Annotated in this window: 14 protein-coding genes; 4 read left to right on the forward strand and 10 right to left on the reverse strand. The window is 69.0% G+C overall.

Annotated elements, in window-relative coordinates; genetic code table 11:
* Positions 1–7: 7 nt before the first annotated feature.
* The 3 genes from OG555_RS41770 to ffh form a co-directional block, all read right to left on the reverse strand.
* On the reverse strand, positions 8–1,168 hold the full coding sequence (locus tag OG555_RS41770; RefSeq protein WP_329479568.1) for a lytic transglycosylase domain-containing protein: 1,161 nt from the start codon (positions 1,166–1,168) through the stop codon (positions 8–10).
* Positions 1,169–1,369: 201 nt separating this feature from the next.
* Positions 1,370–2,698, reverse strand: a complete 1,329-nt coding sequence (locus tag OG555_RS41775) for a lytic transglycosylase domain-containing protein (RefSeq protein WP_329479570.1) — start codon at positions 2,696–2,698, stop codon at positions 1,370–1,372.
* Positions 2,699–2,945: 247 nt separating this feature from the next.
* Positions 2,946–4,505: a signal recognition particle protein gene (gene ffh / locus OG555_RS41780; RefSeq protein WP_329479572.1), complete on the reverse strand. Its 1,560-nt coding sequence runs from the start codon at positions 4,503–4,505 to the stop codon at positions 2,946–2,948.
* A gap of 108 nt (positions 4,506–4,613) precedes the next feature.
* On the opposite strand from ffh, the gene OG555_RS41785 reads away from it, so the two are divergent.
* From OG555_RS41785 to OG555_RS41795, 3 genes are all read left to right on the forward strand, one after another.
* Complete coding sequence (locus tag OG555_RS41785) at positions 4,614–5,081, forward strand: hypothetical protein (RefSeq protein ID WP_329479574.1); 468 nt, start codon at positions 4,614–4,616, stop codon at positions 5,079–5,081.
* A gap of 3 nt (positions 5,082–5,084) precedes the next feature.
* Positions 5,085–6,101, forward strand: coding sequence for a hypothetical protein (locus OG555_RS41790; RefSeq protein ID WP_329479576.1), 1,017 nt, complete (start codon positions 5,085–5,087; stop codon positions 6,099–6,101).
* Between the two features lie 65 nt (positions 6,102–6,166).
* Positions 6,167–7,057, forward strand: coding sequence for an arginase family protein (locus OG555_RS41795; RefSeq protein WP_329479578.1), 891 nt, complete (start codon positions 6,167–6,169; stop codon positions 7,055–7,057).
* Here OG555_RS41795 and OG555_RS41800 read toward each other — a convergent pair.
* From OG555_RS41800 to OG555_RS41815, 4 genes are read right to left on the reverse strand one after another with little or no spacing between them, the layout of a single operon-like run.
* A complete protein-coding gene (locus tag OG555_RS41800) occupies positions 7,050–8,084 on the reverse strand; it encodes a DUF2332 domain-containing protein (protein ID WP_329479580.1) in 1,035 nt (344 codons plus the stop codon). The two genes, OG555_RS41795 and OG555_RS41800, sit on opposite strands and share 8 nt — an antisense overlap.
* Positions 8,085–8,094: 10 nt before the next feature.
* The gene (locus OG555_RS41805) at positions 8,095–10,359 is read right to left on the reverse strand and encodes a [protein-PII] uridylyltransferase (protein WP_329479582.1); all 2,265 of its coding nucleotides are present in this window, start codon (positions 10,357–10,359) and stop codon (positions 8,095–8,097) included.
* Positions 10,360–10,698 (reverse strand): P-II family nitrogen regulator, encoded by a 339-nt coding sequence (locus OG555_RS41810; RefSeq protein ID WP_329479584.1) that lies wholly within the window; start codon positions 10,696–10,698, stop codon positions 10,360–10,362.
* Entirely contained in the window at positions 10,695–12,044 is a 1,350-nt protein-coding gene (locus OG555_RS41815) for an ammonium transporter (RefSeq protein ID WP_329479586.1), read from the reverse strand. Before OG555_RS41815 ends, OG555_RS41810 begins: the two co-directional genes overlap by 4 nt.
* 251 nt (positions 12,045–12,295) lie before the next feature.
* On the opposite strand from OG555_RS41815, the gene OG555_RS41820 reads away from it, so the two are divergent.
* Positions 12,296–12,967 (forward strand): TetR/AcrR family transcriptional regulator, encoded by a 672-nt coding sequence (locus OG555_RS41820; RefSeq protein WP_329479589.1) that lies wholly within the window; start codon positions 12,296–12,298, stop codon positions 12,965–12,967.
* Here the strand turns inward: OG555_RS41820 and OG555_RS41825 are convergent.
* From OG555_RS41825 to OG555_RS41835, 3 genes are read right to left on the reverse strand one after another with little or no spacing between them, the layout of a single operon-like run.
* Positions 12,896–14,140, reverse strand: coding sequence for a hypothetical protein (locus OG555_RS41825; RefSeq protein ID WP_329479591.1), 1,245 nt, complete (start codon positions 14,138–14,140; stop codon positions 12,896–12,898). The two genes, OG555_RS41820 and OG555_RS41825, sit on opposite strands and share 72 nt — an antisense overlap.
* Positions 14,137–14,595, reverse strand: a complete 459-nt coding sequence (locus OG555_RS41830; RefSeq protein WP_329479593.1) for a sigma factor-like helix-turn-helix DNA-binding protein — start codon at positions 14,593–14,595, stop codon at positions 14,137–14,139. Before OG555_RS41830 ends, OG555_RS41825 begins: the two co-directional genes overlap by 4 nt.
* Positions 14,596–14,621: 26 nt before the next feature.
* Positions 14,622–15,566, reverse strand: a complete 945-nt coding sequence (locus tag OG555_RS41835) for an NAD(P)/FAD-dependent oxidoreductase (RefSeq protein WP_329479595.1) — start codon at positions 15,564–15,566, stop codon at positions 14,622–14,624.
* Between the last annotated feature and the right edge of the window lie 32 nt (positions 15,567–15,598).

Below are 15,598 nucleotides of genomic sequence, written 5' to 3' on the forward strand. Positions count from 1 at the left end.
CGTTCCGTCACCCGTGCGAGCCGCCGCCCGGCGTGCAGGTCGGGGTGGTCGGGTCGTTGCTCGCGCACGGCGTACCGGACGGAGTGTCCGTCGGCGTCGGCGTGGGGGTCGGCGTCGGGGTCGGAGTGGGGGTCGGCGTCTGCGTAGGCGTAGGCGTCCTCGTGGGCGTCCTGGTCGGCGTCTGCGTCGGCCGGGTCGGCCGGTGCGTCGGCGTCGTGGTCGGCGTCGTGACCGGGTCCGGCTGCGTCGCCTCGCCGATCGGCGTGGACGGCCGCGTCGTCGGGAGCGGTGTCGCCGTCGTAGAGGTCGCCGTGGTGTCGTCCGGGATGTCCGGCACCGCGCGCGGGTCGACCTTGCGCTCGGCGTTGCCAGACGACTTCGGCACCGAGAGGCTGCCCTTGGCGTTCGCGATCAGGACCGCGTTCTTGCTGTAGACCCGCATCCACTTCAGCACGGTGGCAACGAAGTCCTTGGAGTGCTGGTACCGCAGCAGGGCGGCGACCAGGTCGCGCGGCTGCTTCAGGTCGTCACCCTCGGAGCACAGCACCACCGCGACCGTGGTGACGGCGTCGTACACGTTGTTCGGGTTGCGGAAGCCGTCGCCGTTGCCGTCGGCCCCGAACTCGTCCCACACCTGCGGGATGATCTGCATCGGCCCGACCGCACGGTCCCAGGTCGGATCGCCGTCGTACCGGCCCTTGTCGGAGTCGGTGATCCGGCCGTTGCCGCTCCGGCCGTTCAGCACCGGGCCGAGGATCTTGCCGCGGGTGGTGCCGGCCACGTCGACCCGGCCGCCACTGGCGTGGTCGGACTCGACCTTGCCGACGCCGGCCAGCAACGGCCAGGTCAGCCCACAGTTCGGCCGGACGACGGCGAGGTTCGCGGTGGCGCGGCGGTAGGCGGGGAAGACCCCGCGCGGGATGCCGTTGACGGCACCCGGCCGCCCGGGCCGGACGACGGATCTGCCGTCGGTCGCCCCCTGGACGGGGACGTCGGCGCGGGCGGGCTTGTCGGATCCGAGCCGGCCGTCCACACCGGGACGCTGCGGCACGATCATCGTCAGTTCGTCGAACTCACCGCTGTTCAGCCCGGCTCCAGGCGATGGGGCGACCGGGCTGTCCGCCACGAGCGAGCCGGAGGCACCGGCCCCACCCGAAGCGACTGTCACGATGGCCCCGACCAGGAGGGGGGCTGTGCACAGTGACGCGATGATGATTTTGACCCGACGGTTACCACTACGGGTTAGGCGCATAGTCCCCTCAACGATCCATACGCCAGAAAGTTACATCAAGACGACGCAAAGTTACCTGACCCGCCAACACCTGCGAAAACGGGCTCCCAGGTAATCTGCCTCGTTACCCGGGCCGGCTCAGTTGGCCGGCTGGGCCGGCGTCGACTCGGAGGTCGGGTCGCCCGCCGGCGTCGTGGTGACGCACGGATCCGGGGTCGGAGTGGCCGTCGGGGTCGCGGTCGGTGTCTCCGTCGGCGCCGGCGTGCACGTCGGTGTTGGCGTCGGCGTGGGGGTCGGTGTCGGCGTCGGCGTGGGGGTCGGCGTGGGTGTCGGTGTCGGCGTGGGGGTCGGAGTCGGCGTCGGCGTCGTGGTCGGCGGCGTCGTGGTCGGCGGCGTCGAGGGCGGCTTCGTCGACGTCGGTGTCGAGGACGGCGGGGTGGCCGGGCTGTTGGACGTCGTGGTCGGCACCGGCGTGCTCGGCCGGCCCGTGGTCGGTCGCGTCGTCGTCGGCTGAACCGTCGGTGTCGGGGACGGAGTCGGCGTCGTCGTAGTGCCGGTCCGGGTCGGGTCGTTGCTCCGGTCGACGTTGCCGGTGTCGTCGGTCGGCGGGGTGATCACGCCCTGGGTGTCCGGGATCGTCACCGTCTGCGTGCTGTACGTCTGCATCCACCGCAGCACGGTCGACACGTAGTCCATCGAGTGGTTGTACCGCAGCACTGCCTGCACGAGGCCCTGTGGGTCAGCCAGGTTCGCACCGCCGGCGCACAGGTAGTCCCCCGCCGCCCGGGCCGCGTCGAACACGTTGTGCGGGTCCTTGATCCCGTCGCCGTTGCCGTCCGCGCCGAACGTCGTCCACGTCCCCGGGATGAACTGCATCGGCCCGACCGCACGGTCCCAGCTCGCGTCGCCGTCGTACACACCGTGGTCGGTGTCCGCGATCGCGGCCATCCCCGGGCCGCCGTTGAGCACCGGTCCCAGGATCCTGCCGCGGGTGTTCCCGTTCGGCTCGACCTTGCCGCCGCTGGCGTGCGCGGACTCGACCTTGCCGATGCCGGCCAGCAGTGGCCAGGTCAGATGGCAGCCGGGCATCGCCAGCGCGAGATCGTTGGCAGCCTTCTGGTACGCCGCCAGCACCGTGCCCGGGATGCCCGAGGTGTCGCCGGTGATGCCGGAAATCGGCTGCACCGTGCCAGTCGTCGTACCCGTGATCGGGACCTGGACCGTCGACTTCTCCTGGGTCGGGAGGCTGCCGTCGACACCGGGCCGCTTCGGGACGTTGTTGGCCAGGTCGTTGAAGACTGCGTCCTCGCGCGGAGCGGCCAGCGCGTGGGCGTCGACGATGAACGTGTTCGAGGTGACGCCACCGACGACGAAGACGGCGACCATGGCGGTGGGCGGAGCCAAGCAGACCCAGGTGGCGGTCAGCTTCCCCCGCCACGTGTCCAGGTTCTTGAACTGCTGCCTCATCCGAACCGTCCTTCGACGCATTCCGCAGTGGTGTGTCTCTCGGGCGCAGGCACGATCTTAGTCGTCACAGGGTCGTGGGCAACCGGTAACGGTGCGCCACTTCATACAGTGACCGGGTGCCGAACGGTCGCGTTCATCCCCACGTCGGCCAGAATTCACTCCCGCTCCCCGTCCACCACCATAGGCCGGACCGGGCGCCGCGGCGTCAGCTGATCAGATGACAAATCCGAGATCAGCGACGTAGGAGTCAGTTGCCCCCGAGCATCTTCTTGAGGTCGTCCGGCAGCTCGAAGTCGCCGTCCTGCCCGCCGCCGAACGCGGCCGGCAGCTGACCGGGCTGCGGGGCGGCCGGCTGGGAGGTGCCCTGGTTCGCCCGCTTGGCCGGGTTGCCGGAGCCGCGCTTCTTGCCCTTCTTCGCCTGCTGCTTGGCCTTCCGCGCACCGCCTGCGCCGGCTCCTGGCATCCCCGGCATGCCAGGCATCCCCGGGATCCCCTTGCCGGAGGCCATCGCGGACATCATCTTCCGCGCCTCGAAGAACCGCTCGACCAGACCGCTGACGGTGGCGACCTCGGTGCCCGAACCCTTCGCGATCCGGGCCCGGCGGGAGCCGTTGATGATGTTCGGATCGGTCCGCTCGGCCGGGGTCATCGAGTGGATGACCGCCTCGATCCGGTCGATCTCACGCTCGTCGAAGTTCTCCAGCTGGTCCTTGAACTGGTTCGCGCCGGGCAGCATGCCGAAGATCTTGGTCAGCGGGCCCATCTTGCGGACCGACTGCATCTGGGCCAGGAAGTCGTCCAGCGTGAAGTCCTTGCCGCCACGCTTCTGCAGCTTGGCCGCGGTCTTGGCGGCCTCCTCGGCGTCGAAGGAGCGCTCGGCCTGCTCGATCAGGCTCATCACGTCGCCCATGCCGAGGATGCGGGACGCCATCCGGTCGGGGTGGAAGACGTCGAAGTCCTCGAGCTTCTCGCCGTTGCTGGCGAACATCACCTGGCGACCGGTGACCTGCGCGATCGACAGCGCGGCACCACCGCGGGCGTCACCGTCGAGCTTGGTCAGCACAACACCGTCGAACCCGACCCCGTCTTCGAAGGCCCGGGCCGTCGTCACCGCGTCCTGGCCGATCATCGCGTCGACGACGAACAGCACCTCGTCCGGCTGCACCGCGTCGCGGATGTCCGCGGCCTGTTTCATCATGTCCTCGTCGATACCGAGCCGGCCGGCCGTGTCGACGATCACCACGCTGTGCTGCTTGGTCCGCGCCTCGTCCATCGCCCTGCGGGCGACGTCCACCGGGTCGCCGACGCCATTACCCGGCTCAGGCGCGAACACCGGTACGCCGGCCTGCCCGCCGACCACCTGCAGCTGGGTGACTGCGTTCGGCCGCTGGAGGTCCGCGGCGACCAGCATCGGCGTCTGGTGCTGGGTCTCCTTCAGCCACTTGGCCAGCTTCCCGGCCAACGTGGTCTTACCGGCGCCCTGCAGACCGGCGAGCATGATCACCGTCGGCGGCCGCTTCGCCATCCGCAGCTCACGGGTCTCGCCACCGAGGATGTTGACGAGTTCCTCGTTGACGATCTTGATCACCTGCTGCGCCGGGTTCAGCCCGCCGCGCACCTCGGCCCCGCTGGCCCGCTCCCGGACCGCCGCGATGAACTCCCGCACCACCGGCAGCGCGACATCGGCCTCCAGCAACGCGATCCGGATCTCCCGGGTGGTCGCGTCGATGTCGGCATCAGTCAGCTTGCCCTTGCCCCGCAGAGTCTTGAACGCGGTGGAGAGCCGATCGGAAAGCGTGTCGAACACGAGAAACAGTCCGTTTCCTCGAAGCGATGAACTCCCCGAGTCTACCGGCCCCCCAACCTGTGGATAACTCCCACGCCCCCACCCCGGGAATCGCTAGCGTTGGGCTCGGTGTACGACCAGATCGAGGAGGAGCGCATGCCGTTCGATGTCGAGCGGTTCAACCTGGCTTACCTGCGCGCGCAGGACAAAATCAGGCACGACCCAGAGGCAGCTGTCGCGGATGTGCAGGGCGGCCTCCGCGCGCTCGTGCCCGCGGACACGTCCGAGCACGACCGGACCTGGACCATGGCTCTGATCGAGGAGCTCGCCGATCCACCCGAGCCCGCGCTCCACTGGAGTGCTCTGTACTACGAGGCCGGCCGCATCAGCGCCGACGCCTACCGGTCCGGTGGATCCGCAGCCGAGCAGATCGCAGTCCTCGAGGAAGCCCGTCGGCAGATCTGGGCGATCGCGGACCGCGCTTCCAAGGATGAGGCTCCGCACATCCGCGCGATGACGCGGACCCTCGAGCATCTGGAGAACGATCTGCGCGACCCAGCCTGGCCGCTCGAGGACTCGACCGGCAACGGCGGCTGATCGATGACTGGCGGAGACAGGCTGGTCCCCAGCGACTCCGCCACCTATCTGGAGTTCGCTCGGCTGTACCGGCTGGCGCGAAGCCTTCGTCCGACCAGCGTCGATCGCTGGAACGGCAGCCTGTGGGCAAGCGACTCGGAAACCTCTTTCGGCGGCTTCATTCCGAGAACCGGCGCGATGCGGCTGTCCGGCAGCGCAGTACTGCCCTACCTGACCGGCACCGCCATGCCGGAAGCACTGGCCGGGCAGTCCCAGGCGCTCGCGACCGTCATCCATGAGACGACCCACGCGAGCATCGCGACAGATGACCCGGCTGAACCCAACGCGGTTCGTTCCGAGCATTCCCGTGGCCTGATGGAGGGAGTCGCCGAGCTCCGGGCCATCGAGGACTTCCGGCTTTTCACTCGGCAGGCGGGGTACTTCGGTCTCTCCCTGCCGCAACCGCAGTACGAGGGCGCCTACACAGCGACCGACAGTCTGGTGAACCAGGTCTCCGGCGTACGCCGGGACCGCGTGTCGATCATCAACGACCTGACCCGGGGCCCGGCGGTCGCGCACTTCGACCAACTGGCGAAGGCCGTCGTCCAGAACCGCCTGTGGGAACTAGTTCCACACCGCGAGGATCACCAGCGAGCCGCCCGAGCGGCCCTGATTCCCACCATGACGCACGAGCTGTGGCCACGCCTGCAGGATGAGCGGACGACGACCGGTCACTACGTCGCGGAGAAAGTCCGCCAAGCACTGAACGCGAAGATCGACGAGATCCGGCGGCACTACCTGCGGACACCGTTCCAGCCGTTCCCGGCGACGCCATTGCAAACCGCCGTGACCACCGCTCGGCCGGAGCAGCACCGCTCGCAGCAACACGACGAGCCAAGTGAGCTCAGATTTCTTGCCGGGCTCGCACCGGCGTCCCAGGCCACGTGGAGCAGACCCGTGCCAGGTGACGGATCCCGGCGGCCCGGACCGTCTGCCGGACCAGGCCCGCACGGACGCCCATCGCGTGAGCGAGGTCATTGACAGCAGGGTCCTCCGGCCGAAAGGATCTAACCGATAAATGATGATCTATTGGTTAGGAGACCGTGGTGGCCCGGAGTCGAGTGGTGGTGGACGGGCCGTCCAACCTGGGTTTGCGGGCGCCGGTGGTGGGGGCGGTGCCGGGGTGTTACAAGTTGGCGGGGGCGATCAGGGATCAGGGGTTCTTGCGGCGGATCGGGGCGGAGGATGCGGGGTGTGTGACGCCGCCACGGTATGACCGGGGTGGGTGGAAGCCGGGGGACGGAGTGTTCAACGCACCGCAGATGGCGTCGTACACGGTGAAGCTGGCGGATCGGGTGGGCAAGTTGCTCGACGACGAGAAGTTTGTGGTGTTGCTGGGGGGTGAGTGCAGCAACCTGCTGGGGCCGGCGTTGGCGATGAAGCGGCGTGGGCGGTACGGCGTGGTGTACCTGGACGGCCACTCGGACTTCCGGACGGTCGACAACTCGCCGTACGTCGGGGCCGCGGGCGGCGAGGCGCTCGCACTGGTCACCGGGCGCGGGCAGGCGGATCTCACCAACCTCGAGGAACTCGGCCCCTACACCCTCGACACCGACGCGGCGCTCCTCGGGATCCGGGAAGACGACGAGTACGTCGCGGACGTCGAGAAGGCCGGGATCCCGGTGTGGGCGGCGCTGACGATCGCGGCGGATCCCGCTCGGGCAGCGACTCGGGTCCTCGAGCACTTGGAGCGAGACGAGCTCGACGGGTTCTGGGTGCACCTGGATGTCGACATCCTCGACGCCGAGGTGATGCCCGCCGTGGACAGTCCTGACCCGGGCGGCATCGATCACGCCCAACTCCAGGCCCTGCTCCGACCGTTGCTCGCGTCCCCCCAGTGCAGCGGGATCGACATCGGCATCTACGACCCCGATCTGGATCCCGACGGCAGCTACGCGGCCGAGCTCACCGACACCTTGGTGGCCTCCTTCAGCTGACCCAGACCAGCCCCTGCCCGTGCGGCTCGGCGTGCCCGAGGATCCGCCGTTCCCCGCCCGGCCAGGTCTGCAGCTCGACCACGAACTCGTACGACTGGCCTCGTCGCATCGGTTCGAGTCGGAGCCGCGCCAACGGAGCAGACTCGGACGCCTCGGAGCCGAGCTCCGCCAACCGGTCATCCACAGCTGCCCGATCGTCCGCGGGCAAGTACTGCCACATGATCGAGTGCCACACCACGGTCACGTGCCCCGGAGACAACTCCATCCCCCGCAAGAACGCGACTGCGCCCTCCCGTCGTACGTCGGCCGGCACCTGCCGGGCGATCGCCAGCGCACCACGCAACCGCTCCAGCCGCTCAGCCATGTCGGGCCAGACGTACGACGTGAGCGTACGAGCACCCTCCTCCGTCAGCGGGTTCACCGGCGCGATGTCGCACCCCACTCGCTCCGCGATCCGCAGTGGCGCCGGCTTCAACGTCCGCCCGGTCCACGCCGACCCGAACACCACGGGACTGTCAGCCGGACCGTACGACGTCCCATTCGCCACGTACCGGAACTGGTCCGCCCGCAGATTGAGCCCAGCACTAGCCCCGATCTCGAACAGCCGCACCGGCAGCGGCACCGTCTCGACCAGCTGCAGCAGACCGCCATAGAGCGCGGCCGCGCGGCCCACCTCGTTGGTCTGCGGCGGCTGTGTCAGCAACGACCGCACTTCCCCGGACCGTGACTCCAGGACCTGAGCGAACGCCTCCCACCCCAGCACCGGATCCCACACCCCGCCGACGCTCGGGTAGAACGCGGCGAGCTCGGGCACCTCCCCCGCCAGCACCAGCCCATGGACTGCGCCCAGCAATCGCAGTCCGATCGCCTCACCGAACGATCGGTCCTCATAGCCGGCCAGTACCTCGACCGACGGACCGCCCACCTCGTAGTCGTCCACGATCAGCCGACACAGTTCGGCGTACATGGGCGATCCGAGGTCCTCACAAGCAACGGCCTGGCGCTGAAGCGCCTCTACGACATGCACACAGCCGAGACTAGAAGGTCAGGCGATCCAGTACCGACTTTGCCGTCGTCCGCGCGTCCTCGTCCTCGAGGGGCGAACCATGATCGTCCGTGAGGTAGAAGACATCCACACATTCAGCACCCAGCGTGCTGACATGGGCGGAGCGGATGTCGGCCCCGGTCGAAGCTATGGCCGCCGTGACGTCGTACAGCAGGCCGGGACGGTCGTGAGCCCGCACCTGTAGCACAGTCGCCGTCTCCGAAGCTCCAGGCAACAGATCGACCCGGCTGGCCACCCGCTGCTTCAGAGCCGACGAGTCGCGCGCGGCCAAGCGTCGTACGAGATCGGTGTCGTCCCGCAGCGCCACAGCGAGCCGGTCACGCAACCGCACCGGGTCGGGCGGCGATCCAGCGACGGTCCACTGCGAGATGCCCAGGCCTTCAACGGAGGTGATGACCGCGGATCGCACAGCGAGCCGCTCCACAGCCAGTACGGCGGCAACAGTCGACAGCGTCCCCACTTGGTCAGGTACGGCGACGTTGACGCGCACGTCACCGTGATGCTCGGTCACTGTCAGCCCGAGCCGCCCGACACCGACAACCTGGTGCAGAACCGGTACGGGGATCGGCGGAGCATCGGTCCACATGCCCTCCCCTCCCCCGGACAGCTCACCGCGGACGCGCCGACACAGCTCACCGACCAGACGCATCCGCCACGGTGACGACGCAGCCGGACCCGCCGCCCGGGCATCGGCGTACGTGAGCGCCTCCAGCAGGTCGAGCGTCTCGGTGGTGCGGACGATCCCGGCCACCAGGTCCACCGTCATCGGGTCGTCGAGATCCCGGCGGGTGGCGACCTGGGCGAGCATGAGGTGCTGCCGGACCAGAAGCCCGATCGTGTCCGCATCCGCGTCGATGAAGCCGAGTCGCCGGGCCACTCGCCCCGCGATGACCGCACCGGTGACACTGTGGTCGCCGTCGACCGCCTTCCCGAGGTCATGCAGCAGTGCGGCGACCAGCAACAGGTCGGGCCGCCGTACGTCGCGCACCATCTTGGAAGCCTCGACACATGTCTCCAGCAAATGCCGGTCGACAGTGAACCGGTGGACCGCTGACTGCGGCGGCCGGAACCGCACTGTGTCCCACTCGGGCAGGATCCGCGAGATGTAGCCGGCCTGGTCCAGCGCCTCCCACACCTCGAGCAGTCCGCTGCCCGCACCCAGCAGCGCGCACAGCAGCCGCCGCGCCTCACCCGGCCACGGCTCACCCAGGTCAGCGGCGGACGACGCCAATCGCGCGCACACAGCAGGCGACAGGACGAGTTCACGATCGGCGGCGACCGCGGCAGCCCGCAGCCCGAGCACTGCGTCGCGCTCCGGCCGCGCATCTGGCATCAGCACGACTTCACCCTCGTGCTGCCCGACTCCCTCATCGAGTGCCAGCAGCAATGGCCCACCGGTCCGCTGCCGGCGTCTGGACCGTGGCGGCTTGGTCATCAGGCTCTCGACCCGCCGCCAGGACACGTCACACACATGCGCGAGCGTGCGGCCGGTCGCGTACACGTGGCGCAGCAATTCATCGCGCCCGGACAGACCGAGCCCGGTTGCGACCTCACCGGCGAGGTCGGCGACCAGTCTGTCGGTGGAACGACCGGCGACCGTGTGCAGCTCGTCGCGAATGTTCAGCAGGTCCAGCCGCGCCCGCTCGACGACCGGATGCGGTACGTCGACCAACCACGACGCCACCAACGCACGCAGTACGACGGCATCTCGCAGACCGCCGTACGCCTCCTTCAGGTCGGGCTCGGCGAGATGCGCGAGTTCTCCGACGGTCGAAGCGCGGTCACGGCAGGCCTGGGCCAGCTCAGGCAACCTGGAGCGAGCGGTACGCCGCCAGTCCGCCATCAGCACCGACCTCAGCTCCAGCGTGAGGTGCGAGTCCCCCGCGACGTGGCGCGCGTCCAGCAGGCCGAGCGCGACGCGAACGTCATCGGCTGCTGCCTTCCGCGCTTCCGCGAGGGTCCGGACACTGTGGTCCAGCTTGGTCCGCGAGTCCCACAGCGGATACCAGATCTGTGCGGCCAGCTCGTCCACCCGTGGGTACCCCTCGACGTGCACGAGCATCACGTCGAGATCGCTGTACGGCGACAGCTCCTCCCGGCCGTAGCCGCCGACCGCGACCAGCGCGACGCCCTCGGCAGGTACACCGAGGGCGTCACAGGCCTTGGAGAGGAGCAGGTACAGCAGCGCGTCGGCCTCCTCGGCACGAGCGCGCCGCTGCTCTGCTCGGTTCACCATCTAGAGGGCGTCTCCGTCCAGTTCTCCGGTCCGCACCCGGACGATGGTCTCGACCGGGGTGACCCAGACCTTGCCGTCGCCGATCTTGCCGGTCTGCGCGGCCTTGACGATCACGTCCACCACGTCCCCGCTGTCACCGTCCTCGACGACGACCTCGAGCCGGACCTTCGGGACCAGGTCCACCTCGTACTCGGCGCCGCGGTAGACCTCGGTGTGGCCCTTCTGCCGGCCGTAGCCGCTCGCCTCGGTGACCGTCATGCCGGTGACGCCGAACGTCTCCAGCGCGGCCCGGACGTCCTCCAGCTTGTGCGGCTTGACCACCGCGGTGATCAGCTTCATGCGTTCGCACCTTCCTTCTCGGACGTCTCGGTGGTGCCATTCTCGGTCTCAGCGGTGCTCGGCCTGGCCAGTGGGGTGTGCCCACGCAGACCCGACGCGCCCAGGAAGTCGTACGCCGTCTCCGCGTGCTCGACCTGGTCCACACCGGTGACCTCGTCGTCCTCCGTGACCCGGAAGCCGATGGTCATGTCGATCACCTTGCCCAGGATGAACGCCACCGTGAAGGAGTACACACCGACCACCAGGTTGGCCAGCGCCTGCTTGCCCAGCTGCGAGACGCCGCCGCCGTAGAACAGGCCGTTGACCGCCGACGGGGCCGCCGCCGTACCGAGGAGGCCGATCATCAGCGAGCCGAACAGACCGCCGACCAGGTGTACGCCGACCACGTCAAGCGAATCGTCGAAGCCGAACTTGTACTTCAGCGAGACCGCGAAGCAGCAGACAGCGCCGGCCAGCAGGCCGAGGATGATCGCACCGACCGGGGTGACCGCGCCACAGGACGGGGTGATCGCGACCAGACCGGCGACCGCACCGGACGCCATACCCAGCGTGGTGGCCTTGCCGTGCCGGATCCGCTCGATGATCAGCCAGCCGATCACGGCGGCGGCGGTGGCGGCCTGGGTGTTCACGAAGGTGACCGCGGCGGTGGTGCCGGCGCTCAGCGCGGAGCCCGCGTTGAAGCCGAACCAGCCGAACCACAGCAGGCCACCGCCGAGGATGACCAGCGGCAGGCTGTGCGGCCGCATCGGGTCCTTCTTCCAGCCGATCCGCTTGCCGAGCACGATCGCCAGCGCGAGGGCGGCGGCACCGGCGTTCACGTGCACCGCCGTACCACCGGCGAAGTCGACCGCCTTCAGCTTGTCGCCGATCCAGCCGCCCTCGCCGTCCTGCAGGAACCAGACCGAGTGCGCGACCGGGAAGTACACCAGGAGCGTCCAGCCCACGACGAACGCTATCCAGCCACGGAAGGTGGCCCGGTCCGCGATCGCACCCGAGATCAGCGCCGGCGTGATGATCGCGAACATCAACTGGAACGCGACGAACGCGAGCGTCGGCGTCGAGCCGCTCACCGCGTCCGGGGACATCAGGCCCTTCAGGCCGACTTCGGAGAAGTCACCGACCACATGCCCGGTGTCGCCGGCGAACGTCAAAGAGTAGCCGACCACCACCCACATGATCGTGACGACGGCGATGGTGATGAAACTCATCATCATCATGTTCAGCACGCTCTTCATGCGCACCATGCCGCCGTAGAAGAAGGCCAGGCCTGGTGTCATCAGCATCACCAGGGCGGCGCTTGCCAAGACCCAGGCGGTATCGCCGGCGTTGATCTCCATCAACGTCATCCCTTCCATCGTTCTGGGGGTGGCCGGCGTCCTCAGTCGGGAGACTCCACAACGCCGGGGAGCCCGCGCTCAGCCACACCGCAAACGGTGTCGGCGCGCCGTTTCAGCCGATCGGTCCGTTTGTTTCAGGCATGTGACAAAGCGCCCTCCCAGGTGACATCGAGGTGACATCGGCGAACATGTGGCACTCTGGCCTGGACCACACGGGCCAGCAGCCGCGCCACTGCACCCGTCCGACCTGGGGACGAGAAATGGAGACCAACCACGATGTGAGGCCGCGCCGTGGCCGACCACGAGACCCCGACGCCGAGCCGAGGATCCGCCAGTACGCGCTGAAACTGCTCCTCGAGCGGGGATTCGACGGGATGACCGTGGACGACGTCGCCGAGGCCGCGGGAGTCGGCAAAGCGACGATCTATCGGCGCTGGGCGAGCAAAGAGCTGCTCGCCAGCGACGCGATGGCCCAACTGTTCGACCTGGAGATCCCTGATGCCGACACCGGCTCGATCGCCGGCGATCTGCGCCAGGTCTACAGCTATGCACTGAGCTTCGTGAACAGTGAAAGGGGACTTGCATTGATCCGCCTCGCGGTGTCGGAGGCGAACCGGGACGACCGGTCCGCCGCGATCTACCGCGACTTCCTGGGGCGCCGGATCGAGCAAACCAGGGACGCCCTGGACCGGGCCCGGGACCGGGGCGAGCCGATTCGGGCGACCGCGGACCCGGTGCTGATGGTCCAGTGGCTCGCCGGGGTATTCATCATCCGCGCGCTGACCGGGGAGCCGATGCCGCTGCCCGAAGACGCGGACCGCCTGGTGAATATCACCTTGCGGGCCATCTTGAAGGACGGTTCAGGGTCGGATGCCTGGTCCGACGGCCAGACCGTCCACGCCGAGTTCGGTGACTCGCCGCACTCTGCCTGAGGACAGGTCCCAGGCCAAGACCCAGCCTCGGACCTGCAGCAGTGGAGTGCCGTCGCCGTACCAGCCCAGGACGGAGCAACAGCCGGGCTCGCGCACGTAGGCGCGGTCGGCCCGGGGCGTCCTCGGCGGCCCGGCGACCGGCTCGCCCAGCACCAGCAGGCGACTGGGCTGAGCGCGCAGGGTGGAGATCGCCGCCAGGACCTGGGGTTGCGAGACCTTCGTCGGGACTTGAGGAAGGTCGTTGGAGACGAAGAGCCGGGCGGCGATGCTGCTCGTCGAGAAGGTCTGGCCGACCCAGAACCGGACCGGGAGCGCCAGGGGGCTGTCCTCGATCCACTGTCCGCTGACCGTGTACCGGCCCACTGACCCGCCGTCCAACCGGAACGGCGCTGTGACCGCATCAGCGTCCTTGGCCCCGTTGACCTTGACCAGTGGTCCCTCGCCGAACCCGCCCTCGCCCACCAGGACGCGGTAGGCCACACCAGGTCCGCTGACGAGTACGCGCTGGGCGTCTCCGAGCCAGGACACGCTGCGGAGGTCTTCGGTCGGTACGTCGTAGTGGCTGACCTCCGCCGTCCCGGCGTTGACCGTAACGAGCTCCCCCGGCTGCGGGAACGCGGCGATCCGGCCGTCGGGTGACACGGCGCCCGGGCTCAACGGCGACCCGGTGGCGATCGGCACCAACTGCACGTCGGCACGCGACCAGGACGCATCGGCGCCCAGCAGCAGCGGCCCGTACGTGTCGCCACGCTTCTCCAGCACGACGGCGGCAATCCGATCGATCGGGTGCTCGGACAACGGTTTTGCGTTGCTGGGCAACTGCAGACTGTCGCCCAGCGGGGTTTCGAGCCGGTCGAGGAAGCGCTCGCTCCCGGACGGCGGGGCCACCCAGTAGTCGATCCCGGCGATCTGTCCGGCCGGTGCGACGTAGTCAGGCGGGTTCGTGGGCGGAGTGGTCGGTGGGACGAGTTCAGCGCCCTTGCCGGAGCTGACTCCGAACCCGATCGCGGCGATGACGGCGATCAGGACCACGACCACCAGTCCGACGAGGACACTGCGGCGCCGGCGTTGCCGGATGGCGACGCCCTCCGCCCAGGCCGCGTCGGCCAGGTCCGGCTCCGGAAGCCGGCCGACCGCCCGGGCGAGCAGCGGCTGGACGTCCTCGCGCCTCACCGCGCCTCGCCCCTGTCCGCGTCACGCCAGTCCCCCAGCCCGAGCGCCTTGTTGAACCGGCTGAAGGCCGTCAGCCCGTGCGTGTGCGCCGCCGTGTACGAGATGCCGAGTACGTCGGCCACCTCGTACTCGGTGAGCTCCTCGAGGTGCAGCAGCACAAGCACTGTCCGTTGCACCGGCGTCAGGTCGGCGAGTGCGAGCTTGACCGGGTCGTCCTCGTCCGGGAACGCCTTCACCCGGCTCCAGCGCGCCAGCGCCGGTTGGTAGAGCATCCGCTGGACGAACGCGTCCGGGTCGTCCACCCTGGTCCAGCGCAGCGACAACCGCGTGAAGGCGCGTAGAAGTGCCTCCTCGGCTCGCTCCAGATCGCCGTACACCAGGTACGCCGTCCGGAGCCATCTGCCCTGCCGCGCATCGACATACGAGGCGAAGTCCGGGTCGACCGTCTCGCGCATCCACCCTCCCTCCCCTATTCAACTCCTCAACTACTCCGCGCTGCTACCGCCAGACGTGTCTCTTCGGTGATCAGGTCGAAGTTGATACCGGCGCCGGTCATCAGGCCGGCGGCCGCGGACGACATCACCTGGGCCATCGGATCGGTCACGTTGCCGGCCGCGAAGACTCCGGGCACCTCGGTCGCACCCCTCGCGTCGACCGGGATGGCCGTGCCGATCTCGACGCCGTTGGCCTCGCGGACGGTCGGCTCCAGACCGAGGTCGGCCAGGAAGTTCGCCCGCGCCCGCACTGTGGTCTGGACCGCAAGAGCCTGCCGCGGGATGACGTTGCCCCCCTCCAGCCGGACTCCGGTCAGCTTGCCGTCCTCCACCTCGAGCTGCTCGACCTTCCCTTGTACTACGGCGATTCCGCGCGCAGCGAGCTCCTCCCACTGCTCTTCGGTCAACTCCGGTGCCGTGTGCAGGAACAGCGTGATGTCGTCACTCAGCTGCCGGAACATCTGCACCTGGTGCAGCGCCATCGCACTGGTCGCCAATACGCCGATCGCCTGGTCGCGCACCTCCCAGCCGTGGCAGTACGGGCAGTGCAGCACGTCCTTCCCCCACCGCTCCGCCAGCCCGGGTACGTCGGGCAACACGTCGGCCAGCCCGGTCGTCACCAGCAGTCGCCGGCCCTGGTACGTCGTACCGTCCGCGAGACCGACTGTGAAGTCGCCGTCCCGGCCGGCCGTGGTCACGGTGCCGCTCACGACTTCACCGCCGTACCCGATCACCTCCTGGCGGCCGATCGCGGTCAGCTCGCTCGGCGGGATGCCGTCGCGGGTCAGGTAGTTGTGCACGCCCTCGGCCGGCGCATTGCGAGGCGTGGCGTCGTCGATCACCAGCACCGAGCGGCGGGAGCGTGCCAGCGCCATCGCCCCGCTCAGCCCCGCGGCCCCCCCGCCGATCACGATCACGTCGTACTTCTTCATCTCCGGCTCCTCTCGCTGATGGTCCGAGGATC

Source organism: Kribbella sp. NBC_01484 (genome assembly GCF_036227145.1).
In the GTDB taxonomy this organism is placed as follows: domain Bacteria; phylum Actinomycetota; class Actinomycetes; order Propionibacteriales; family Kribbellaceae; genus Kribbella.